The following is a 23,328-nucleotide window of genomic DNA, read 5'->3' as shown; positions in this document are numbered from 1 at the left end:
CATGGCGGGAGGCGATGGGTCGCAGGCCAGAAAGGGGCCGCGGCACGCGGCCCCCCGTAAGCCCCTGCTGACCAAGCTCCAGATGCCGGCCGGCAAGGCGATAGCCCTGGCAGCGATGCCCACCGCCGTTTTCCTCGGAATGGGCCTCACCCCCAAGCTGGCACTCGCCGAGGACAAGGACATCCCCTTCGCTCCGGGTCCGTGTGTGACCCGCTCGGACGAGCCGGCGGAGTCCGAGTCGCCCAAGGCGTCGGACTCGGCGAAGCCGTCCGAGTCGCCGTCGGAGAAGCCCGACCCGAGTGCCAGTGAGTCGACGGGCCACGAGCCCGCCGACGAGCCGACGCCGAGCGAGACCCCCACCGCGTCCGAGTCCCCGGACGCGAAGACGGGCGCGACGGCTCCGGCTCCCACCCCGACGCCGAGCGAGACCAAGACGACGAACCCGCTGGACCCGCTGGGTGTCGGCGACGCGCTCAAGGACCTGCTCGACGGCCCCGACGAGCCCACGGCCACCGCAACGCCGAGCGCGCCGGCGACCACCGCGCCCGCCGACGAGCCGACGTCGTCGACGAAGCCGACCACCGAGCCGTCCGAGAAGCCGTCCACGAGCCCCGTTGAGAAGGTCAACGAGACGGTGGACACGGCCAAGGACACCATCAAGGACGCGGCGGACAAGGCCGGAGCGACGACCGAGGAGCTGGACGACGCGGTCAAGGGCCTCGACCCCAAGAAGGACGAGGACATCCCGGACGGCGCCAAGCCGCGCTTCCCGTGCCCGACCGCCGACCCGAAGGCACTGGCCGCCGCGGACCTGGAGCCGGGTATCCCGCTGCTCCCGGACGACCCGTGGATCCTCGAGAGCTCGCTGCTCACCCTGAAGGGCCTGGACTACAAGGGCATCGTCGAGGTGAAGACGGGCAGCGGCAAGGTCAAGAAGGTGCTGAAGTTCACGGCTTCGGGCGTCGACATCAAGGACCTCCACCAGCTGGTGGTCGGCCCGAACGGCACGACGGCGCACGTCGAGGCGGACAAGGGCTCCACGTCGACGATCACCAACGGCACCGTGACGATGTACACGGAGGAGCTGAAGGGCAACCTCTTCGGCCTCATCCCGATCACGTTCAGCCCCGAGACGCCTCCGCCGCTGAATGTTCCCTTCGCCTTCTTCACCAACGTGAAGGTGACGCAGGCGGGCCAGTTCGGCGGGACGCTGACAGTGCCGGGCCTGCACAACTACTTCACCGGTGGCAGCAACTAGGACCATTCCGGGAGCCGCACAAAGGCTGTGGGCCGCACCCCTTGCCGGGGTTCGGCCCACAGCCGTTTTCCGTCCTTTGAGATGATCACAGGCATGAGCATCATGGATGTGCTGACGGACATGGCACAGACGGGCGGAGTGGGCGTCCTCAAGCCGGGAGCTTCACTGGACGGGGTGTCCGACGTACTCGGGCCCGCGGCCGAGGCGGACTACTTTCCTCAGGCCAGGCCGTCCTGGCCGCGAACGTTCCGCTACGGCGACATACGGCTGGAGGTCTGCCGCTGCCGCCTGATCCACCGTGTCGCCCTCAGCACCTGGACGGAATCGGTCGAGATCCCCACGACGTCCGCCGGTGTGACGGAAAGCGTCTCGCCGACCACCACGTTCGCGCAGTTGCGCGACGCGTTCGACCTGGCGGGCGTGGGCTGGGAGTTGGATCCGGAGCTGGACAGTGCGACCCAGTTCACCGTCGTCGTGGACCGGGAGCCGGTGCTGGTCCGCTTCACCTTCCACTGCGAAGCGGGATCCTTTGCGGTCGGCAGGAGTGGCGCCACGCTGCACAGCGCGATCTCCCGCGACGACGCCCACATGTGTCCCTGAGGACATGGCATGTGGGAGCGGGCCGGGCCGCCACAGCGGCCCGGCCCGCTCTGCCGGCTCCTGCACCGGCTTTCCGCTTCAGATCTAGCCGGCAGCCTTCTGCTCGCTGATGGCCTTGAGAGCCCGGACGAGGCGAGCGAGCTTCGGCGCGAAGTTCGTCTTGCAGCCGAACTTCAGGGCCTTGCGCTTCTTGCCCGGCTCCAGGCTTTCGTTGTACTTCCTGTTCTGTTCGTCCTGATTGAAGATGTGCATCGCGTCGGTTGTCTTCGAGATCAGGTCCTCGCGAAGAGCGTCGTCGTCGATGATGGCCTGGATGGTGGCCTTGATCTCCGCTTCGGTCGGGAACTGGCCGTTGGCGGACCGGATCGCGGTGCCCATGATCCCGCCCTTGAGGTGCGTGGTTTGGATACCCACCTCGGCGCCGTTGAGCAGGTTGATGTGCGCTCCCTTCTTGCTGCACCAGTCGTCGTCGACCGGTGAGGCGTGCTTGACGCCGCAGAAGCGCTTCTTCTTCCCAGCCGCCTTGGCGCTTGCGGCGCCCTTGACCGAGGGAGCGGCCTTGGCGCTCCTGGCACCGGGGCTCTGCACGACATCCGAGAACAGATCGGCGGCATCAAGGACGCACTCGCCGAGATCGCTCTTGCGGTACTTCTCGACGATTTCCCTGAGCGCCTTCAGGATCTTCTTGCCCCAGCGGGCCCTCTCGAAGAACTTGGCGACACCGCTGACCACGGCCACGATGGCCTTGCTGACGGCAGGGAGTTTGCCGACCATCAGAACCAGGCTGCCGACGTCGACGAGCGACCAGAGGCAGCTCTCGATGTCGCCTTCCGCGAAGCAGCGCTTGACGTTGTTGACGCCAAGGAGTTCGAGAAGGATCTCGCCGCCGTTCTCCGTTATCCACTCGATGACGGTCTTGTTGGCGGCTGCCAGTGCCTCGCGGAACTGGTCGACACACTGCTGGCCGCACTGCGCCCGAAGGATTGCTTCGTCCTCGGCGCTCAGCCCGGGCTCGGTGGCACCTCCGGCACCTGTGTCGCCGGACTCCATCGCAGCCTTGCGAGCCTCCTCGAGCCGCTTGCGCTCGTCGGCTTCCGCCCGGTCGGCCGCCGAGTCCGCCTCCTTGGCCGCCCCGTCCGCGTTCTTCGCCGCGGTCTCGGCCGCCGTGGCATCCGTCTCCGCCTTGGTGGCGGTGGCATCGGCGCTCGCAGCGTCCTTCTCCGCGGCACTGGCCGAGGAACGGGCGCTCGCGGCGTCCCGTTCGGCGTCGGTGGCCTCACGGTCCGCCGCTGCGGCCTCCGACTCGGCGTCCGTCGCCGCGTATCCGGCGTAAACCGCGTCCGTACCGGCCTGCTGGTCGTACTTCTGAGCGTTGAGGTCGGCCTTCTTCGCGGCGGCGGCAGCCTTCTCCGCCTCCGCGGCCGAGGCTCGTGCTGCCGCGACGGAGGCCAGTGCCTTGGTCGCGTCCGCTGCCGCGGCCGCAGCCGCCTGTGCCGCGATCTTGGCGTCTCCGGCGGCCTTGTCGGCCAGCGCCTTGGCATCGGCCGCGGCCTTCGCGGCCTCGTCCGACTTGGCCTTTGCGGCGGCAGCCTGCTGCTCGGCCATCGTCTTGGACGTCTGCCCGACGAGGACCGCGAAGGCGGCGGAGGAATCGGTCTCCTGGTAGGGGGCACCGAGCGAGATGGCCTCGTTCGAGGCCTTGGTCACAGCTGTCGCAGCATCACGCGCAGCGGTGGCGGCCTGACCCGCCGCGAACGCGAAACCGGCCGTCTTGGCGGCCCAGGCGGCCGTCTGGGCCGCCTCGGCCTTGGCCGCTGTTGCTTCCTGGCGCGCATTGACCGCCGCCGCCTGGGCCTTCTTGGCCTCGGCCTCGGCGTTCTTGGCATTCACCCTGGCAGCCGCAGCCGCGTCGATCGCCTCGGCTGCTGCAGCGTGTGCGGTCGCGGCAGCCGCGTGCGTGGTCATGTATGCCGACCAGGCACTGTCGGCGGCGGCTCGCGAGCGTGACGCCGCCCCCTCGGCCCGGGTGGCAGCCGCACGCGCGTTCACGGCCGCGGTGGATGCCTCGTTGGCGGCGGAGCGTGCGCGGGTGGCCGCGTCGGCAGCGTCATTCGCCGCGCTCCGGGCTTCGGTTGCCGCCTCGCGGGCCTCCCCGGCCGCGGATGTGCCATTCGCTTTGGCAGCTGCCGCTTCCAGGGCGGCGGCGCGCGAAGCCGTCGCCTTCTTCTCCCGCTCGGCATCCACGGCGGCATCGCGGGCCAAGTAGGCCTCCGCTTCCGCCTCTTCGGCCTCCTCGCGCTTGCTCGCCGCCGTCGCGCCCGCCGATTCCGCCGCCGTACGAGCCCGTCCCGCAGCGTCGCGCTCCGTGCCCGCCCGTTGCTCGGCTGCCGCGGCCTTCTCGCGCTCACGCGTGGCCGCCGCATGTTCCCGCGCCGCGTTCGCCTTCTCCGCCTCGGCGATCCCGCGCTGCTTCTTCGCCTCGGCCGCGCCGGTCTGTGCGGTCTTCTCCGCAGCCTCCGCCGTGGCCTGCGCTTTCTTCGCCTTCGTCGCGTTGGCCGCGGCTTCCTTCGCCTGCGCGTCCGCCGCGGCAGCCGCCGACTTGGCCTGCGCCGCAGCCTCCTGCGCGGCGGCCTTACGGAACGCGGTGTTCAGCGCGTGCGACTGGGTTTTGGCCAGGGCAAGCAGCGCCTCGCTGTCGGCCGCCGTCGCCTTGGCCGCGTTGGACGCGGTCAGCGCGGTCTTCGCGGCCGCCTGCGTGGCTGCGTACGACGCCTTGGTGACCTGCACCGCCTGCTGGCCGTACGTCAGTCCGCGGCCACGAGGGGTCTTGGCCGCGTCCGCGATGGTCCAGGCCGCGCTCTGCGACGCGGTGGCCTTGTCGGCCGCCGTCTTCGCCGCGGCCACAGCCTTGTCGGCGATCGGGACCTGCGCGGCCGCGGCCTTGCGGGCCGCGGTCAGGTCGGCCGCCGCCTTCGTGAACACGGCCGGCTTCGGCTTGAGGATGCTGCCGGGCTGGGCAGCCCAGTACTTCTGCCAGTACAGAATCTGGTCGGCCTGCCAGGCCTGACGGATCGCCTCGACCATCGCCTCGGTCGCGGCGCGGGCCTGCTTGGAGGCCTCCATCTCCGCCGTGACGATCTCGGTCCGCTGCTTGGCCTGGGCCGCGTACTCCGCCTCCCACTCGGTGTGGGCTTCGAGCACCACACCGGTCAGCGCGCGATAGTGGTCGATCGGGTTGTCGCTGTCACAGGCCGCCCACGCGATCTTCAGCTGCTCGACCTCGGAGCGGTACTCCGGCGAGTCCGGCTCCGGGGCCTTCTTCAGGAATCCGCCGAACCGCAGGAACGTGGCGATGTCGTTCGCCGAGCCCGGGGTGCCCTTGCCGCCCACGCCGAACAACTCGTCGCCCGCGAAAGGCTTGTAGGCCTTGCCGAAGTCGTCGCCGGTGGTGTCGAAAGCCTCGAAGACCTCCTTGGCCTTGTCCAGGGAAGCCTTGCCGGGCAGCGGCTTGGCCTCCTCGAACGTCTTGTAGTAGAGGTCGCGCTGCTTGCCGAAGGTGAAGGCGAGGATGTCCCCACCGAACTCCGGCGCGTGGTAGTCCCGTCCGCCGACGGAGTTCTCGTGGGCGTAGGGCTTGTTGGTCTCGTTCAGCTTGGCCTGGCGGGCCCTGAATGCCTCGCCGTAGGTGGTGCCCGCCTCTTTGTCCCGGCCCAGGGCCTGCCCGAGCGGCCCGAGGTTCCAGTCTTTGATGGCGGCGTGGACATCCGCGTCCGTGCCCGACAGCGCGTTGTTCGCGACTGTCTTCAGCTCCGGACCGCCGTAGTGCACGCCGCGCGACACCTGGCAACGGTCCTTGCGGGCCTGCGCGCCCAGACTGATCCGTATCGTCCGCTCGTACGGGTTGGTCGGGTTGTCCCCGGGCTCGTCCGCCTGGGCGGGTACCGCGGACACCAGACCCACCAGGATCGAGGACGCGGTGGCAAGGGCGGTGCCGGCGATCCCCCGTGCCCAGGCGCGTCTGGCGCGCCTGTTTCTCGGCAGAATTCTTCTTCGCACTTCTCAGCCTGTCTTCTCGGCAAAAGGTCGGCCCAGGAAGGAAGCGCAGAACAGGGAACCCGTGTGGTCTGACGGGTGATCAAAAGTGCTCTGGTCAGAGCGAAAACCCCAGGATGCACACTCTTTGGGCACACCCTCCCCCCACCTTCCCCCCGAAGGCGTGTTGATCATTCCATAGGGGCCGGGCACCGAAAAGGGCGGGGGAGGCCTCGGCCGTGGTCCACCTGAGGACGTGAGACGCGCGTGCCCGTGGCTGAGGAAACGTCCGGAGCCGTCACGTCGCAGCGGCTGTCTCAGCGACCTGGGCGCGGTCTTCGTGACATCCCTCCGTCGCGCAAGGGTTGCTTATCAGTCAACTTCCAGGCCGAGAAGCATCGTCGCCTCCACTCCGCCTTCACAGTAGTGACACAGGTAACCCCCGTCGTGACCACGGGATTTGCGCACGCCGGGTCGAGAGGACTCCTGCAACTGCCTCGCGTCATGGGCTCTGGACGCAGCTGCGCGTCGGTGACCGACTGCGCACCCCGGACGGCTCCGTCCGGGCGGTGACCGCCCTCCGTGACCGTTCGGGCCTGTCCGCGCATCGTCTACGACCTCACGGTCGACGACCTGCACACGTTCTTCGTGCGCACCTCGGGTCAGCGGCGCGACGACGTGATGGTCCACAACTGCTTGAACCTCACGCTGCACGAGGGAGACCGGGGCGCTCACACGATCAGGGACCATGTGACCATCAGGCCGCAGGACGCCGTTCAGAAGCGATCGACGACCTGGCGAAGAACCCCAAGCACCCGGGAGCGACCGGTGTCTGGGCGGACCTCGCAACGGCCCAGGCCTCCGTGGACGCGGGCTTCGCAAAGTGGTACGCCAGCCACCGGTCCGAGCTGGAAACGTGGATGAAGAACACACCCAAGGACTCGGAGAGCCCTCTGCACCTCAAGTCGTTCAGAATCCAACGGGACACCCCGGGCTCGCTGGGGACCCTCTACCCAACCACCGGCGTCGCGCACGCCCGTCCGGCCGGGAACTGGGTCTCGATCACTCTCAAAGGTCCAAGCACAAGCCCGGGTACATGGTCTACACGTCGCACCCGGAGTGAGAGTGACCTGGTAATGGATCGCAAGGACATTTGGATCGATTTCGGCTTCAGTGGCCTCACCAAGTGGTTCGGCAGCCCCTGGGCCGGCGAGTACACCCCGCTGGAGATCGTCGTGATGGCCGCCGACTGGGAGGAAAGTGCCTACGCACCCACCCTCCTGGACGACGCCGTCACACTGCTGCAGTCGCCGCTTCTCACCAGGGAGATCGACATCCTGTGGTGTGCGGCCGTGGGCATGCGGTTCGCCCCGGACGAGCGATGGGTGGACGGACGCGACTGGCTCGGCCAGATCGTGGACGTCTGTGAGGAACGCATCCGCCGGGACGAATCGCGATTCGATGTCCTCCCTCCCGCGCCCGTCTGCGATCCGGAACTGAGGGATGCGGTCCTCGCCGAGGTGCGAACCCTCGCACCGGGGCTGGAGCGCGCCACCGCCGGTCACCCCTACCGAAGTGTGCCGGAAGTGGTTCCTGCGCTGGAACGGCTGGTCACCGAGGTCGACCCCGACCTCGGGTTCCGGCTCTTCCTGCGGGTCCTCAAGGCGTACGTGATTTACATCACCGAGGTTCAGCACCTCCGGTACCGCGAGCTGGGCGAGAGATTCGGGTACAACGAGTTCGTTGTCGATGAAGGCACTCTCCAGGTCATGCCTCATGCGGACTGACTGCTGAGCACTACCACCGAGGGCGGTATCCCGGTCTTCCACGGGTACCGCCCTCGGGTCTTCGTCATCCGCTGTCCGTAGCGCTCACCGACGCGCGCTTCGACCTGGCCGAGAAGACAGACGGCATGCGGGACTCATTGTGCGGGAAACGATCAGACGAGACCGCCCTCGGCGGAGGCCGTGACGAAGGCCGTGAACGCGGCGGGGGTGACGGTGAAGGCGGGGCCGTCGGGGTTCTTGGAGTCGCGGACGGCGATACGGCAGGATTGGGCGGCGACCTCGATGCAGTCGCCGCCGGTGTCCCCGCTGTAGGACGACTTGCGCCAGGCGGCGGTGCCGAGCGGGGCGCACTCGATGCACTGGCCGCCAGTGTCACCGCTGTACGACGACTTACGCCACCGTGCGCCCGTCAGGTTCTGCTTGGTCCCCATAGCGCTCCTCCATTACGCGGGCGATGAGTGCCGCCGAATCCTCCACGGAGAGCGCGGCGGCCTGCAAGTGATCGTAACGGAGCGAACCTTCCCTGAGAGCTTGCGGATTGGCCGTCATATGTCCCCGGACGAAGTCCTCGGTATAGACGAGGTCCGGGTCGTCCTCGAACCGCAGAAGGTTGAACGAGCCCATCTGCCCCGCATGGGCACCCGCCTCGAAAGGCAGGATCTGCACCTGTACCCACTCGCGCCCACGCAGGCCCAACAAGTGGGTGAGTTGGTTCCGCATGACGTCCCGGCCGCCGACCTCCTGGTGAAGTACGGCCTCACTCAGCACCACCCAGCTCAGTGGCGGGTTCTCGCGCTCCAGAATCCGCTGCCGCTCCATCCGCGCCGCGACCCGTGCATCGAGGTTCCCCTCGGTCCGGACGCCGAGAACCGCACGCGCATAGTCAGACGTCTGCAACAGGCCGTAGACCAACTGCGCCTGGAACGTGGAGATATACGCCGCCTTCGCCTCCATCTCCGCGTACGCCTGGAACCAGCTCGGCAACTGGCTCCGCAGCACCAGCCCCACCAGCCGGGAGAACACCCCGCCCGTTCCCAGCGCCGCGTCCACCCGTTCCGAGAAGTCCCGCGTCGGCACCTTCCTCGCCGTCTCGATCTGGCCGACCAGTGACGCCGTACAGAAGACGCTGACGCCCAGCTCGCCCTGCTTGAGCCCGGCGTCCTCTCTCAGGCGACGCAGTTCGGAGCCGTAGTAGTCCAGCGGCGATGCGCTGGGATCGAGATCGCGGATGTTGACCACGCGGCGGTCACCCCCAAGCTCACGCCTCGCGGCGTACGTTTCCGGTCATAGCCGAGCGTAAGCGCGCCACTCCGCTCTGGTGACATAAATCACGCAACTGACTTCTCGTCAGCGCCGACTGACCACTGCTGCAGCGCGGGCTTCACGGTGGGTACACACTCCGCGCGGCATCTGCGGCGCATCCTGCAGGCGTTCCTGACCCGCTGGGCGGCGCCCGGCCTGAGCGACGCCGCCGAGCTGGCCTCGTCTCTCAGTTGGCCACCTGTTCGCCTGTCATGCCGCGCGCCGATGGCGGGAAAGGCTGTCCGGGGCGAGCTCGATGTGCGACAGCCGGGGGAGGTGCGGGTGGGCCATGGAGGAGATGTGCCTACATCCGCACATCAGTTCCAAAAACCTTTCCTATTCGGGGACTCTGCGCTCTAGGGTGATCACGCTGTGGTCGCATGACCCGGCGCGCGGGCGTCGGGGGGCGGCCGTTGTGCAGCGACCCTCCATGTGCCCGCGCAGGTAACTCCTGTGAGGACCCTCCACATTCATGTTCAGACATCTCAGCCGCCCGGTGTGCCGGGCGGTGATCTATGCGGTGGGCTTCGCCATCGCGATAACCACCGTCCTCGTGGCCAGGGCGGCGCCGCCCTTCCGTGACGACCGGGCGGACAACGCGGCCGCGCAGGCCACCCAGGCTGCCCCGGGCCCTGTGATGTTCCCACTCTTCGGCCGCAAGGCCGGCCGTCTCTACGACTACGAGCCCAAGGGCACCGGTGGGGTCAAGCCCCTCGTCGACATGGGCGGCGGCTGGGCCGAGGTGAACGCCTTCGTCCAGGCCAACGTTTCTGAGAACGGCACCGGCAACGACCTGTACCACCGCACGGGTACCACGCTCTACTACACCGCCGAACACGGAAACGACAGCAAGGTCATCGGCGGCGGCTGGGACCAGTACAGCCTGCTGGTGTCCGTAGGCAATATGGGCGGCGCCACCGATCCCGACATCGTCGCCCGTCATACCGACGGCACGCTCTGGCTCTACCAGGGCAAGGCAGACGGCTCCCTGGTGGCGCGGATCCGCATCGGCACCGCCGGCTGGAACGGGATGAACGCCCTGGCCGGACGCGGCGATTACACCGGTGACGGTAAGGCCGACCTGATCGCTCGTGGTACCGACGGAACCCTCTACATCTACCCCGGCACCGGAAACGCCGCACAGGACGCGGCACTTGGCAGCCGGATCACTGTCGGCAAAGGCTGGGAAGCGTACAAGTCGATTGTCTCCAGCGGCGACAACGACGGCGACGGCAAGACCGACCTCATCGCCAGCGACAGCGCCGGCTCGCTGTGGCTCTTCAAGGGCACCGGCAACGCGACCGCTCCCTTCGCCCCCCGGGTCCAGATCGGGACCTCCGGTTGGGGCTCCTTCGACACGCTCTTCTGACAGGACGGCTGAACTGGCATGAGCAGCAACGCACATCCGCCCAGACGCCGCAGAGTCGGCAGATGGTCGAGACTTCTGGCCGCCACAGCCCTGGCCACCTCGCTGGCCGTCACCGTTTCCGGCAGTGGGCTGCAGACCCCGCCCGCTGACACCGACTTCCTCAATGCCGCGGCGACCGACGCCCAGGACGTTCCCGAGGGCTTCAACCTGGAAGAGGCGGCCAAGGTCCGCCAGGACCAGTGCCGCCTCAACTACATCCTGCGCAAGGGCGGCGCAGAGATGAAGGCGATCGCCCGCGGGGGCCTCGCCGGTACCGACGAGGAGCTGCACGCGGCGGCAGCCTCCGATTACTGGGACCCCACCCCGCTCTCCCTTGCGTACGACAAGGACCACCAGCACGCCCTCGACAAGCTGCACGAGCTCAACCCCGGGCGCCAGAAGGCATGGCAGGACCAGCTCAGCAGCTTCCCTGGGTTCTGGGACGTCCCGGGCTACGACTATGAGCCTCCGGGTAACCCCGGCGACGACCAAGGCACGATCTTCTGGCAGACGGGCCTCACTGGCTGGATCGCAGACCAGTTCTGGACCTCGGAGGGTGATTTCTACGAGGACATGACGCCTCCGGCGAGCAAGGAGTCCGTCGACGCGGTCACCTCCATCGCCACCACGCGGTACTACCCGGCGGTTTACGAGACGTACGAGGACCGCAAGGCGTGGGAGGGCATGACGTTCATGCACCCCATGTACGCCGATGACGCGCGGATCTTCCTTCAGAACGGCGGGTTTCCGACGACGGCGCCCGACCCGGACTCGATGGAGTTCCGGATCGATGTCGAGAACCTCAAGGCGCGCTTCGCCTCTTGTGCCAGCCACAACCCGTACGACCCGCACAAGGTCCTCGGCGCCGAGGCGGCCACCGCTTCCGTGGAGTGGCAGAACGAGCTCACGGGCCAGAAGGCTCAGCGTGAGACGATCATGACCGCCGAGGCGCAGGCCAACAAGGCCTTGCAGACGGCGTCTCAGGCCATGGGTGAGGCCCTCGGCCAGTCGATGATCGCCAGTCGCCTCACGCAGTGGCGGGCGTACTGGACGACGCAGGACCCTGCCAAGAACACCGACTACCCGACGGCGGCCACGCTCGCCGAGGTGAACAAGCGGATCCTCAACGCGCAGGCGCGCGCCACCGGCCGCCTGTACGTCACCTCCCGCGCCGTCGTCGACGCCAAGGCCCAGGAAGCGAAGGTCGACAAGTCGCAGGCCGAGGCGTACGCCGTCGCCGACGCCGCGGGCCAGCCGCGCGGCCGCGGTCTGATGTACGGGCAGCAGGCAGCCCAGATAACCAAGGCTTCGGCCGCGGCCACGGTGGCCGCGGCCAAGGCCACCGAGACCGCGCTGAACGCGACGCGCGCATCCGCGGCCGATGCCAAGACCCTCAACGCGCTGGCGATGACCCAAGCTCACGCCGCCAAGGCGGAGTTCCGCCGCAAGGCCGCCGAGGAGGCCGCCGTCCAGGCGAAGGCCGCCGCGGACGGTGCTGCGGCACAGGCGGTCAAGGCCGCCGAGAACGCTTCCAAGGCGAAGGCTGCCCAGCTCAGGGCCGAGGCAGCGGAGCAGACCGCGAAGACCGCGGCCGCAGACGCAGCCGCCAAGCGGGCCAAGGCCGAGGCCGAGCGCGACTACGCCAAGTCCCAGAAGGAACTGGCGGAGTCCGAGCGCGGAAAGGCCGCGGCTGCCGAGACCAAGGCGCAGTCCGAGCGGCAGGTCGCGGCGGACCAGCTTGCGGCGGCACAGAGTGCCGGAGCCACCGCGGCGAGCAAGAAGGACGACGCGCTGGCGGCCGAGGGCAGGGCGAGGACGGCTCGCAACGGAGCCCTTGAGGCCGAGCGCAGGCGGGACACCCTGACCGCGAAGGCCGAAGCCGCGGAGGCACTCCTTGCAGCCGTGGAGGGGACCGAAGCGGCAATCGAGGCCCGTGCGGCCGCCACCAAGGCACGTACCGCGGCGAACAATGCTACTGCCGCTGCCACGTCTGCCCGGTCCGCGGCCGACGACGCGACCGAGGCGGCGACCAACGCCCGTGCCGCGGCGACCCGTGCGGATGGCGCAGCCAAGCGTGCCCAGGCGGCGGCCGATGGTGCGAAGCGAGACGTAGCCATCACCGAGGCATCGGTGAAGAAGGCACACGCGGCGGCCGCCGACGCCATCGACGCGGCGGACGCGGCGAAGTGGAATGCCATCACAGCGAAGGCGGAGGCCCAGACCGCCAAGCAGAAGGCAGCTGAGGCCAAGGGGCATGCGGTCGTGGCCCGTTCGGAGGCCGTGCTGGCCGGTGCCGACGCAATCCGTACCGCGGGCTACGCGTACGCCACCGCTCAGGCGGCCACGGCCGCCCGTGATTCGGCGGCGCAGGTCGTCAAGCCGGCCAACGACGCCATCGAGCTGGGCTCGCCGTACAAGGAAACGGACTCCTCGGCCGGCCTGGCCGTACTGACCGGGCAGGCCGCGAAGACCGCGGCCGAGCAACAGGCGGCGGTTGCGAAGGCCAAGTCCGAGCAGGCCGCGAAGGCTGCGGCCCTGGCGAAGGAGCTGGCCGCAAAGGCGAGCGCGGACGCCAAGGCGGCGGCGGAGGCGGCAGCCAGTGCCGCGGGCTCTGCGGCGAATGCCGCCAAGTCGGCGGAGCAGGCTCAGGCCTCCGCCAGCGCGGCGGATGCCTCGGCCAAGGCAGCGAAGAGGTCCGAAGCCAACACCGTCGCGTACAACCAGCAGGCCACCGAGGACGCCGAGGGCGCACAAGGCGCGGCCGACTCAGCGGGCAGTTACGCCTCGCAAGCCGATGCTGCCGCGACTGACGCCGAGCGGGATGCCGCCTCTGCCCGCAGTGCGGCCACTGCGGCGGAGACGGACGCGAGCACGGCACGCGGTGTCGCCGACCAGGCCGAGCGGGACGCGACCACGGCCGAGGCGGCTGCGGCGAACGCCCGCAACCTGGCGGTGGAGGCTGCGCAAGCGGCGATCCGCACACAGACGGCTGAGGTTGAGGCCCAGCAGGAGCAGGAGCGGTCCGGCAGCGGCCCGGCAGGCGTCGACGGCGTCGTGATGCGCCCCAGCGACGACTCCAAGGTCGACATCAATCCCAAGAGCGACTGCGTCGGTAGCCACAGTGGGGGCCAGATCGGCTGCGAGGTCGATCTGGAGTACCACGTCTACGGCGAGATGGACTTCTATCTTGAGACGTGCCCGCTGCCGGGGGTCTCGCGCCCGAACTGCGGCAGCAGCATCAAGCGCGACTACCTCACGAGCTCGCCGCTGGACGTTACGTTCCGCGAGGACAAGGTCCACGTCGACGGGCTGGAGCTGACCGAGTCCGTCCTTAAGTCGCTGGCCTGGGCTGCGGTCAAGGACATCGTTGACTGCGCGCACCTCAAGCTGAGCGGCTGCCTGTGGCTCGCCGGCAGCATCATCATTCCGGAGCTGCTGTTCCGGGCGGTCGCGGCGGCATTCGTCGTGCGCATGGCGATGGTGAACGGAGCCCGGTTGAGCACAGCCATCTGGGGCCTGCGCGGCTCAGGGCTGAGTGCTTCGGCGGTCGCCAACTTTGAGCGGGCGGCGGGTGAGGCGCTCGTTGGGAAATGCTTCCCGGCCGGCACAAAGGTCGCGACAGAGAGCGGTCCGAAACCCATCGAGCAGATCAAGGTGGGGGATCGGGTCTGGTCCACCGATCAGGTGACAGGGCGGAAGTCACTGCAGAGGGTCCTCAAGCTGTTCGACCGCACGGTGGACCAGCTCGTGCGGATCAAGACGGCCGGGGGAGAGGTCGAGGCCACCGACACCCATAGATTCTGGGTTCAGGACCGCGGCTGGGTGGAGTCCCGCAACCTGCGGGCCGGTGACGAATTCCAGACGAAGGCTGGTGCCAGCGAGCGGGTGCTCAGCACGTCCCTGGTCAAGGGGAAGACGCGGGTCTTCAACTTCGAGGTCGAGAGCAGCAACACGTATTACGTGTACTCGGGTTCGACGCCCGTCCTCGTCCACAACGAGTGCCTCGAAACGCTGATCAAGGACCTTGTTGCGGACGGGGAACACATCTTCCTCGGGATCAACCCGGCGGTGGATGATCTCGCCGCGAGCCTCGGGGGCCGGACGTTCAACGGCCGCGCCTTCGCGAAACCGGTGGGGATAGCGGGCGGCAAACCCGCGTGGATGGTCGGAGTGGAGGCGGCCATCGAGAACAAAACGGTCAGGCTGGCGGTATCTTTGGACGGCGTGGCCGGCGCGACCACTGCCGAAGAGGCCCTGGCCATGCTCGTCAAACGAGGTCAGGAAGTCGTCGGCCCCAACTGGCAACTGGCCACCCGGGAGGGTTACGGCACCGCGTGGGAGATGGCCACGCTCCGGGTCAAGGTGCTCCTCGAGAAGCGGACCTTCGAGTCGATCGAGTGGTACTGGAAGAATGCTCCGTACGAGTTCAAGAACTCGCCAGCGGATTGGATCCCGTGATGGCGCCTGCAGGAAGAACGGAATCAGTGACGGAGTACGTCAGCGGGAGAAGGCTCTTCCGGGTCGTCCAGTTCCAGCCGTCCCACCGGCAACTGATGCTGTGGAGCGAGGCCCTAGCGGTCGACGAGACGACCACACGGGTGGAGGTCTGGATCGCCCATGTGGAGCTGATGTTCCTCAAGCCCTACTACCGCGACGGCCTGCACGTCCGGAGGGCCACCGCCGCCGAGTTCGCCGAGCTGCGCGAGCGGCACGGCCTCGCCGAGAAGGACGCGGAGTGGACGTGGATGCTTGCACCCGACGACGGCAGCTTCGTCGTTGGCGGGCAACCGTCATGGCGTGAAGCGGAGTACGCCTTGATGGACCGGGAGTCGCTCTTCGACTTCTCCAAGCCGTGGCCTCCGGCGTACCCGGCGCAGTGGGGTGAGGTCGGCTAGCGAAGTAGCCCAGGGCGGTGCTCGGTCTGCACGGGCCGGGCACCGCCTCGCCGTCTACCTGTATCCGGACCTGCCCGCTTCAAATGGTCTTGGACCAGCCATGGCGAGCCGACGGTGGTGATCACTTCCGGGTGCCCTGTGCCGGCAGTGCCCGCATGTCGGCCAGGACTCGGTGTACTTTGCGGGTAATGAGCTGGTGATTACACCGCGCACGCGCGGGCACCAGCCGCCGGCGGTCTGGTACAGGAGGAAGCCGTATGACCACGCAGCCCATACTGCCCACCGCGCCGGTCGAGCCTCCCCCCATGCGGACCCTCGGCGAGGTCCGAGCGGCTCTCGCCGCCGGGCTGGGGTTTCCGGGCGATCTGGCACGTATGGAGGCCGAGCTGGCGGCCACCTTGGAGCGTGTCGAGTACACCGATCTGCATGAGGTGTCGGAGATCATCGCCTCCTACCGAGGGCACGTCCTGACACGCTGCTCCCCCGGATTCGACGAAGCGCTCGCCGAAGGAATTGAGCTCGCGCTCGGTCTCAAGGAGAGCAAGGGACAGGGGGAGCGTTGACCGGGGAGGAAGAGCAGCGCGTCATCACCGAATTCACCGACGCGGCCCGCAAACGCGTCGAGCAGATGGGTGGGCGTGCCGCCGCCGTGGTCCATGAGCTCCGCGCGGAGCTGGAAGCGACTCCGCGCCTCGGACGCATGGTCGGCGTCGTGAAAGGCGGCACCGAGATCTGGGTGACGAGGACCGAACCGCGTGAATCTCTGCCCGGCCTGACCGTCACGTACGTATATACGCCGGAGCCACCGCCGCCCACCGCTGTGATCGTCTCGGCGGTGCCCGACGACGGGGACGACGCCAGAGTGTGAGCGGCAGGTCGCCTGAACCAATGTGGGGCCGTATTCCGACAGGGAGTACGGCCCACGCCGGAGGGCATCGAGGTCACCACCTGAAACGAACAGGGCGAGGGCGGTGCCCCGGCCAATCGGGGGTACCGCCCTCGTCGTCTCCGCAAGCGGGCGGGACTACTTCGCGTCCACCCCGCCCAAATGGTGCACCCGCACCATGTTCGTCGTCCCCGGCACCCCCGGCGGGGACCCCGCCGTGATGATCATGATGTCGCCCTCGTTGTACCGGTGGAGCTTCAGCAGCGCCGCGTCCACCAGGTCGACCATCGCGTCCGTTGTCTCCACGAACGGTGCCAGGAAGGATTCCACGCCCCAGCTCAGCGTCAGCTGGTTGCGCGTCGAGGCGTCCGTCGTGAAGGCCAGGATCTGCTGTTCCGCGCGGTAGCGGGACAGCCGGCGGGCCGTGTCGCCGGACTTGGTGAAGGCCACCAGGGACTTGGCGTCCAGGAAGTCCGCGATCTCGCAGGCCGCACGGGCCACCGAACCGCCCTGTGTGCGGGGCTTCTTGCCCGGGACCAGGGGCTGGAGGCCCTTCGACAGGAGTTCTTCCTCCGCCGCGACGACGATCTTCGACATCGTCTTGACGGTCTCGATCGGGTACGCGCCCACCGAGGACTCGGCGGACAGCATGACCGCGTCCGCCCCGTCCAGGATCGCGTTCGCGACGTCGGACGCCTCGGCGCGCGTCGGGCGGGAGTTGGTGATCATCGACTCCATCATCTGGGTCGCCACGATCACCGGCTTGGCGTTGCGGCGGCACAGTTCGATGAGGCGCTTCTGCACCATCGGGACCTTCTCGAGCGGGTACTCGACGGCCAGGTCACCGCGCGCCACCATCACGCCGTCGAACGCCATCACGACGTCCTGCATGTTGGCGACCGCCTGCGGCTTCTCCACCTTGGCGATGACCGGGACCCGGCGGCCCTCTTCATCCATCACCTTGTGGACGTCCTTGACGTCGCTCGCGTCCCGTACGAAGGACAGCGCCACCAGGTCGCAGCCCATACGGAGCGCGAAGCGCAGGTCCTCGACGTCCTTCTCCGAGAGCGCGGGGACGTTGACGGCCGCGCCCGGCAGGTTGATGCCCTTGTGGTCGGAGATGACGCCGCCCTCGACGACGATCGTCTTGACCTCGGGGGCCACGACCTCGACGACCCGCAGTTCGACGTTGCCGTCGTTGATCAGGATCTGGTCGCCCTTGGACACATCGCCCGGCAGGCCCTTGTAGGTGGTGCCGCAGATCGACTTGTCGCCTGCGACATCCTCGGTGGTGATCGTGAATTCGTCGCCGCGGACCAGTTCGACCGGCCCCTCGGCGAAGGTTTCCAGACGGATCTTGGGGCCCTGGAGGTCGGCGAGCACGCCCACCGCGTGGCCGGTGTCCTCGGACGCCTTGCGGACGCGGTGGTACCGCTCCTCGTGCTCAGCGTGGGTCCCGTGGCTCATGTTGAAACGGGCCACGTTCATGCCGGCCTCGATGAGCGCTTTGAGCTGCTCGTAGGAGTCGACGGCGGGGCCCAGTGTGCAAACGATTTTGGAACGGCGCATAAGGCGGATCCTATCGGTTTGTTTCGACGCGGAATATTCCGGCTGGTGGAATGTACAAATGGGCGGCGTCCCGCTCAAGCGTTACCCGTCGCGGAAACACCTGTGACCAGGGCAAATGTCTGCCGGGCGATCTCCAGCTCCTCGTCGGTCGGGACCACGGCCACCGCAACTCGGGCATAAGGTGCGGAAATAATTCGCGCTTGGTCCGAGCGAGCGGCGTTCAGCTCGGCGTCCAGCGCGAGTCCCAGCTCCTCCAGACCCGCGACGGCAGCCTCGCGCACCGGCGCCGCGTTCTCGCCGACCCCGGCCGTGAACGCGATCGCGTCCACCCGGCCGAGCACCGCGTAATAGGCGCCTATGTACTTCTTCAGGCGGTGAATATAGATGTCGAAGGCGAGCCGCGCACGCTCGTCGCCCTCGTCGATCCGGCGGCGGATCTCCCGCATGTCGTTGTCGCCGCACAGGCCCACCAAACCGCTTCTCTTGTTGAGCAGTTCGTCGATGTCGTCCGCCGACATTCCCGCAACCCGCTTGAGGTGGAACGTAACCGCGGGGTCAATGTCACCGGAGCGGGTGCCCATCACCAGACCCTCCAGCGGTGTCAGCCCCATCGAGGTGTCCACGCACCGGCCGCCCGCCACCGCCGAGGCGGACGCGCCGTTGCCCAGGTGCAGCACGATGACGTTCACCTCGGAGGGGTCCTTGCCCAGCAGGGCCGCCGTCCTGCGCGAGACGTACGCGTGCGAGGTGCCGTGGAAGCCGTAGCGGCGGATCCGGTGCGCGTCGGCCGTCTCCACGTCGATCGCGTAGCGCGCCGCCGACTCCGGCATCGTCGTGTGGAAGGCGGTGTCGAAGACCGCGACCTGCGGCAGGTCGGGGCGCAGCGCCTGGGCGGTACGGATTCCGGTGATGTTGGCCGGGTTGTGCAGCGGGGCCACCGGGACCAGCCGCTCGATCTCCTCCATCACCTCGTCGGTGATCACGGTCGGCGCGGTGAACCTCAGCCCGCCGTGGACGACCCGGTGGCCGATCGCCGCCAGCTCGGGGGAGTCCAGGCCGAGCCCGTCGTGCGCCAGCTCGTCGGCGATCACTTTCAGCGCGGTGTCGTGGTCGGCGATGGGGCCGTTGCGTTCGCGCTTCTCGGCGCCGCCGCCGAGCGGGGTGTGCACCAGACGCGAGGTCTCCTCGCCGATCCGCTCGACGAGACCGACCGCCAGGCGCGAGTTGTCCCGCATGTCGAGCAGCTGGTACTTCACCGACGAGGAGCCGGAGTTGAGGACGAGAACGCGGGTGGCGGTCATGCCGGGAGCTCCTGACCCTGGGACTGGATGGCGGTGATGGCCACTGTGTTCACGATGTCGCTGACGAGCGCGCCGCGCGAGAGATCGTTCACCGGCTTGCGCAGGCCCTGGAGCACAGGGCCGACGGCCACGGCGCCGGCCGAGCGCTGCACGGCCTTGTAGGTGTTGTTGCCCGTGTTGAGGTCCGGGAAGATCAGCACACTCGCCCGGCCCGCCACCTCGGACTCGGGCAGCTTTGTCGCCGCGACCGAAGGTTCGACGGCCGCGTCGTACTGGATCGGGCCCTCGATCCGCAGATCCGGCCGGGACTCGCGCACCAGCTTGGTCGCCTCGCGCACCTTGTCCACGTCCGCGCCCGATCCGGAGGTGCCCGTGGAGTACGAGAGCATCGCGATCCGCGGCTCCACGCCGAAGCGGGCCGCCGTCGCCGCCGACTGGACGGCGATGTCCGCGAGCTGCCCCGCGTCCGGGTCCGGGTTGACCGCGCAGTCGCCGTAGACGAGGACCCTGTCGGCCAGGCACATGAAGAAGACGGACGAGACGATCGAGGCTCCCCCAGAGGCTTCGCCCTGGGAGGTGCCCCCGGGCTTGGTCTTGATGATCTCGAAGGCCGGGCGGATCGTCGCGGCCGTGGAGTGCACCGAGCCCGAGACCATGCCGTCGGCCAGACCTTCCTCGACCATCAGGGTGCCGAAGTAGTTCACGTCCGCCACCACGTCGTAGGCCAGTTCCACCGTCACGCCCTTGTGGGCCCTCAGCTGCGCGTACCGCTCGGCGAAGCGCCGGCGCAGCTCGGAGGTCGCCGGGTCGATCAGCTGGGTGGCGCTCAGGTCGATGCCCAGGTCGGCGGCCTTCTTGCGGATGACCTCGGTGTCGCCGAGCAGGGTCAGATCGCAGACGTCGCGGCGCACCAGCACGTCGGCGGCGCGCAGCACCCGCTCCTCGGTGCCCTCGGGCAGGACGACCCGGCGGCGGTCGGCGCGGGCCTGCTCCAGGAGGTCGTGCTCGAACATCATCGGGGTGACGCGGCTGCTGCGGGCCACCGAGATCCGGGCCAGGAGGTCGCCGGTGTCGACATGTCGTTCGAAGAGGCCGAGCGCGGTTTCGGTCTTGCGTGGAGTGGACGCGCTCAACTTGCCTTCGAGGCCGAAGAGTTCGGTCGCAGTCGGGAAGCTGTTGCCGGGCACCAGGACGACGGGGGTGCCGGGCGCGAGCCGGGAGGCCAGCGTGAGGATCTCCTCGCTCGGCCGCTCGTTCAGTGTCAGGAGTACCCCGGCGATGGGCGGGGTGCCTGCGGAGTGCGCGGCCAGCGCGCCCACCACCAGATCGGCGCGGTCGCCGGGGGTGACCACCATGCAACCGGGGGTGAGCGCTTTCAGGAAGTTCGGCAGCATCGCACCGCCGAAGACGAAGTCGAGTGCGTCCCTGGCCAGGCCCGCGTCGTCGCCGCGGAGCACGGTGGCGCCGAGCGCCTGGGCGATCTGGGCGACCGTGGGGGCCGCGAGCGCGGGCTCTTCGGGAAGGGCGTAACAGGGAACGGGGAGGCGCGCCGCCAGCCGCTCGGCCATCGACTCGCGGTCCTCCGGCCGGACCCGGTTGACGACCATGGCGAGGACATCGCAGCCCAGGGCCTCGTACGCGCGGTAGGCATTGCGGGTCTCGGCCCGTACCGACTCGGCGGTCTGGCCCCTGCCGCCGACGACCGGGATCACCGAGGCGCCGAACTCGTTCGCGAGCCGGGCATTGAGCGCCAGCTCGTCGGGGAGCTGGGTGCCCGCGTAGTCCGTCCCGAGGACAAGCACGACCTTGTACGCGCGTGCCACCTCGTGGAAGCGCTCGACGAGCCGGGACACCAGCTCGTCGGTGCCGTGCTCGGCCTGCAGCGCGGAGGCCTCGTGGTAGTCCATTCCGTAGACGGACGCGGGGTCCTGCGAGAGCCGGTAGCGGGCGCGCAGGAGATCGAAGAGGCGGTCCGGGCGATCGTGCAGCAGGGGGCGGAAGACGCCCACCCGGTCCACCTGGCGGGTCAGGAGCTCCATGACTCCCAGCTCCACGACCTGCCGGCCGTCCGAGCGGTCGATCCCGGTCACGTACACGCTGCGCGTCACGCGTGCTCTCCCGTCCATGCTGTCGCGTACAGGAAATACAAAAGGCGGTACTGACAAAAAAGCCGCTCGGGGCGGCCTTGCCCTCTTGACAATACCTCTGGCGGTAGGTAGGGCGCCCGCCGGGCAAGGGCTGTTCCACAAGCCCACGAGCGGGGCGCGAGTGCCCTGAGGCGCAGTGGCTTGGAGCGTGGGGTTCCCGGCGCCCGTGGAACAATCGAACCTGGGCTCACGTGTATCACTGACGAGCAGGAGACACAGCACGATGCGTATCGGAGTACTCACCGCAGGCGGCGACTGTCCGGGCCTGAACGCAGTGATCCGGTCGGTTGTGCACCGAGCTCTGACCGGCTACGGCGATGAAGTCATCGGTTTCGAGGACGGGTTCAAGGGTCTCCTCGACGGTCACTTCCGCCCCCTCGGCCTCAACGCCGTCAGTGGCATTCTCGCCCGCGGCGGCACGATCCTCGGCTCTGCCCGCCTGGAGCGCGGCCGGCTGCGTGAAGCCGCCGAGAGCGCCGCGGAGTTGGCGAAGCAGTACGGCATCGACGCGCTCATCCCCATCGGCGGCGAGGGCACGCTCACCGCGTCCCGGATGCTCGCCGACGCCGGGATGCCCGTCGTCGGAGTGCCCAAGACCATCGACAACGACATCTCCTCCACCGACCGCACCTTCGGCTTCGACACCGCCGTCACGGTCGCCACCGAGGCCATCGACCGCCTGAAGACCACCGCCGAGTCGCACCAGCGCGTGATGGTCGTCGAGGTGATGGGACGGCACGCGGGCTGGATCGCTCTGGAGTCCGGCATGGCGGGCGGCGCGCACGGCATCTGTCTGCCGGAGCGGCACTTCCAGGTCGAAGACGTGGTGAAGATGGTCGAGGAGCGTTTTTCGCGCGGCAAGAAGTTCGCGGTGATCTGCGTCGCGGAGGGCGCGCACCCGGCCGAGGGCTCGATGGCGTACGAGAAGGGCGAGATCGACCAGTTCGGCCACGAGCGCTTCCAGGGCATCGGCAACCGTCTCGCGGCGGAGCTGGAGCGCCGGCTCGGCAAGGAGGCCAAGCCGGTCATCCTCGGGCATGTGCAGCGCGGCGGCACGCCCACCGCGTACGACAGGGTCCTTGCCACGCGCTTCGGCTGGCATGCGGTGGAGGCCGTGCACCGCGGTGAGTTCGGCATGATGACGGCGCTTCGCGGCACGGACGTGGTGATGGTGCCGCTGGCGGAGGCGGTCACCCAGCTGAAGACCGTGCCCGCTGACCGTATGTACGAGGCGGAGTCGGTCTTCTGAGCCGTCTGCAGAGCCGCCTTCTGATCCGCCTGCCGAAGCGGTGAACGGGCCCTCCGCCGACCGCGGTTGGAGTACGGCCGGCGGACGGGCCCTTGCGGCGTTCCGGGTCAGGACAGCTTGCCGTCGTAGTCCGGCAGCTTGAAGGTCCGCTCGGCGTGGCCGCCGACGAGGTCGCTCGTGTTGTTGCCGATATTGGCGATGATTGTGTAGCCCTTGGCCTCGATCTCCGCCCGCTTCTCGGTCTTGTAGGCGCTGACCTGCTCGAACAGGTCGGGCAGGTCGCGTACGTACAGACCGTCGACCGGGTAGCCGACCTTCCCCAGGTTGTACGAGGTGAGCGAAGCGATGATGCCGGGGCGGGCCGTCACGAAGTAGATGTCCACGCCGCGGGAGTCGGCGTAACGGACCAGGTCGAGCACCGGCTTGATCGCGGGGGTCGGGTACTCCCAGAAGTAGTGGAAGTCCGTCTCCAGCGAGGTGTTGTCGATGTCCAGGACCATCGCGAGCCGCCGGCCCGAGGCGCCTGCCGTGCGCTTTTCGACGTAGGGGCGGGCGGTGGCGACTACCGCCGAGACGTCGCGCTGCCAGGTCGCGTAGTCGACGTCGGGGAGGAACGGACGGCTGGTGCTCGTCGGCTGCGCGGTGGGGGCGGGGGTCGCGGCGGTCGCTGTGGCGGTCACGGACGAGGTGAGGGCCAGCGCGGCGACCGTCACCGCGGCGCGGGTGGTCCAACTGCGGGCATACATGGGGGGTTTCACTCCTGAGGGTCCGGTTCCCCGCGCGGAAGCGCGAGGGCCTCGGCATGGTCGCAGACCGCGGTGGATGGAGGAAGGCATTCCCCCTACCCAGAAGTAGCTTTTTGCTTACGGGGATGCGCGGGGCGCGGGTGCCGGG

17 protein-coding genes are annotated in these 23,328 nt (G+C 68.6%); 10 read left to right on the top strand and 7 right to left on the bottom strand.

The window, feature by feature from the left end; all coding sequences use genetic code 11:
- The first annotated feature begins 1 nt into the window (after position 1).
- Together FBY35_RS10995 and FBY35_RS10990 are read left to right on the top strand one after the other, a co-directional pair.
- Positions 2-1,258, top strand: a complete 1,257-nt coding sequence (locus FBY35_RS10995; RefSeq protein ID WP_142213617.1) for a hypothetical protein — start codon at positions 2-4, stop codon at positions 1,256-1,258.
- A 93-nt stretch (positions 1,259-1,351) separates the two neighbouring features.
- On the top strand, positions 1,352-1,858 hold the full coding sequence (locus FBY35_RS10990) for a hypothetical protein (protein WP_142213616.1): 507 nt from the start codon (positions 1,352-1,354) through the stop codon (positions 1,856-1,858).
- Positions 1,859-1,942: 84 nt separating this feature from the next.
- On the opposite strand, the gene FBY35_RS10985 is transcribed toward FBY35_RS10990, so the two are convergent.
- Positions 1,943-5,809 carry a hypothetical protein gene (locus FBY35_RS10985; RefSeq protein WP_142213615.1) on the bottom strand — a complete coding sequence of 1,289 codons (3,867 nt, stop codon included), beginning with the start codon at positions 5,807-5,809 and terminating at the stop codon, positions 1,943-1,945.
- A gap of 663 nt (positions 5,810-6,472) precedes the next feature.
- Between FBY35_RS10985 and FBY35_RS10980 the strand changes: the two genes are divergently transcribed.
- Both FBY35_RS10980 and FBY35_RS10975 read left to right on the top strand, forming a co-directional pair.
- Positions 6,473-6,814, top strand: coding sequence for a hypothetical protein (locus tag FBY35_RS10980; RefSeq protein ID WP_142213614.1), 342 nt, complete (start codon positions 6,473-6,475; stop codon positions 6,812-6,814).
- 212 nt (positions 6,815-7,026) lie between these two features.
- Positions 7,027-7,677, top strand: coding sequence for a hypothetical protein (locus FBY35_RS10975; RefSeq protein ID WP_142213613.1), 651 nt, complete (start codon positions 7,027-7,029; stop codon positions 7,675-7,677).
- Positions 7,678-7,829: 152 nt separating this feature from the next.
- Here the strand turns inward: FBY35_RS10975 and FBY35_RS10970 are convergent, their stop codons facing one another.
- Together FBY35_RS10970 and FBY35_RS10965 are read right to left on the bottom strand one after the other, a co-directional pair.
- A complete protein-coding gene (locus tag FBY35_RS10970; protein ID WP_142213612.1) occupies positions 7,830-8,108 on the bottom strand; it encodes a DUF397 domain-containing protein in 279 nt (92 codons plus the stop codon).
- Positions 8,068-8,916: a helix-turn-helix transcriptional regulator gene (locus FBY35_RS10965; RefSeq protein ID WP_142213611.1), complete on the bottom strand. Its 849-nt coding sequence runs from the start codon at positions 8,914-8,916 to the stop codon at positions 8,068-8,070. The genes FBY35_RS10970 and FBY35_RS10965 overlap by 41 nt, the downstream gene beginning before the upstream one ends.
- A 535-nt stretch (positions 8,917-9,451) precedes the next feature.
- Between FBY35_RS10965 and FBY35_RS10960 the strand changes: the two genes are divergently transcribed.
- The 5 genes from FBY35_RS10960 (at position 9,452) to FBY35_RS10940 (ending at position 16,150) form a co-directional block, all read left to right on the top strand.
- A complete protein-coding gene (locus FBY35_RS10960; RefSeq protein WP_142213610.1) occupies positions 9,452-10,348 on the top strand; it encodes a VCBS repeat-containing protein in 897 nt (298 codons plus the stop codon).
- A gap of 18 nt (positions 10,349-10,366) precedes the next feature.
- Positions 10,367-14,845, top strand: coding sequence for a polymorphic toxin type 27 domain-containing protein (locus FBY35_RS10955; RefSeq protein ID WP_142213609.1), 4,479 nt, complete (start codon positions 10,367-10,369; stop codon positions 14,843-14,845).
- Between the two features lie 26 nt (positions 14,846-14,871).
- Entirely contained in the window at positions 14,872-15,282 is a 411-nt protein-coding gene (locus FBY35_RS10950) for a hypothetical protein (protein ID WP_142213608.1), read from the top strand.
- Between the two features lie 257 nt (positions 15,283-15,539).
- Complete coding sequence (locus tag FBY35_RS10945) at positions 15,540-15,845, top strand: hypothetical protein (RefSeq protein ID WP_142213607.1); 306 nt, start codon at positions 15,540-15,542, stop codon at positions 15,843-15,845.
- A complete protein-coding gene (locus tag FBY35_RS10940; RefSeq protein WP_142213606.1) occupies positions 15,842-16,150 on the top strand; it encodes a hypothetical protein in 309 nt (102 codons plus the stop codon). Before FBY35_RS10945 ends, FBY35_RS10940 begins: the two co-directional genes overlap by 4 nt.
- 156 nt (positions 16,151-16,306) lie before the next feature.
- Here FBY35_RS10940 and pyk read toward each other — a convergent pair whose 3' ends face one another.
- The 3 genes from pyk to pta form a co-directional block, all read right to left on the bottom strand.
- A complete protein-coding gene (gene pyk, locus FBY35_RS10935) occupies positions 16,307-17,737 on the bottom strand; it encodes a pyruvate kinase (protein WP_142213605.1) in 1,431 nt (476 codons plus the stop codon).
- Between the two features lie 74 nt (positions 17,738-17,811).
- Positions 17,812-19,038 (bottom strand): acetate kinase, encoded by a 1,227-nt coding sequence (locus FBY35_RS10930; protein ID WP_142213604.1) that lies wholly within the window; start codon positions 19,036-19,038, stop codon positions 17,812-17,814.
- A complete protein-coding gene (gene pta / locus FBY35_RS10925) occupies positions 19,035-21,146 on the bottom strand; it encodes a phosphate acetyltransferase (protein WP_142213603.1) in 2,112 nt (703 codons plus the stop codon). Before pta ends, FBY35_RS10930 begins: the two co-directional genes overlap by 4 nt.
- Before the next feature lie 262 nt (positions 21,147-21,408).
- Here pta and FBY35_RS10920 point away from each other — a divergent pair, with 262 nt between their 5' ends.
- A complete protein-coding gene (locus tag FBY35_RS10920; RefSeq protein WP_142213602.1) occupies positions 21,409-22,434 on the top strand; it encodes an ATP-dependent 6-phosphofructokinase in 1,026 nt (341 codons plus the stop codon).
- Positions 22,435-22,541: 107 nt separating this feature from the next.
- Here FBY35_RS10920 and FBY35_RS10915 read toward each other — a convergent pair whose 3' ends face one another.
- Entirely contained in the window at positions 22,542-23,180 is a 639-nt protein-coding gene (locus tag FBY35_RS10915; protein ID WP_142213601.1) for an HAD family acid phosphatase, read from the bottom strand.
- Positions 23,181-23,328 lie beyond the last annotated feature (148 nt).

Source organism: Streptomyces sp. SLBN-118, from assembly GCF_006715635.1.
Classification (GTDB): Bacteria; Actinomycetota; Actinomycetes; order Streptomycetales; family Streptomycetaceae; genus Streptomyces.
This window is presented reverse-complemented; position numbering and strand designations above follow the sequence as displayed.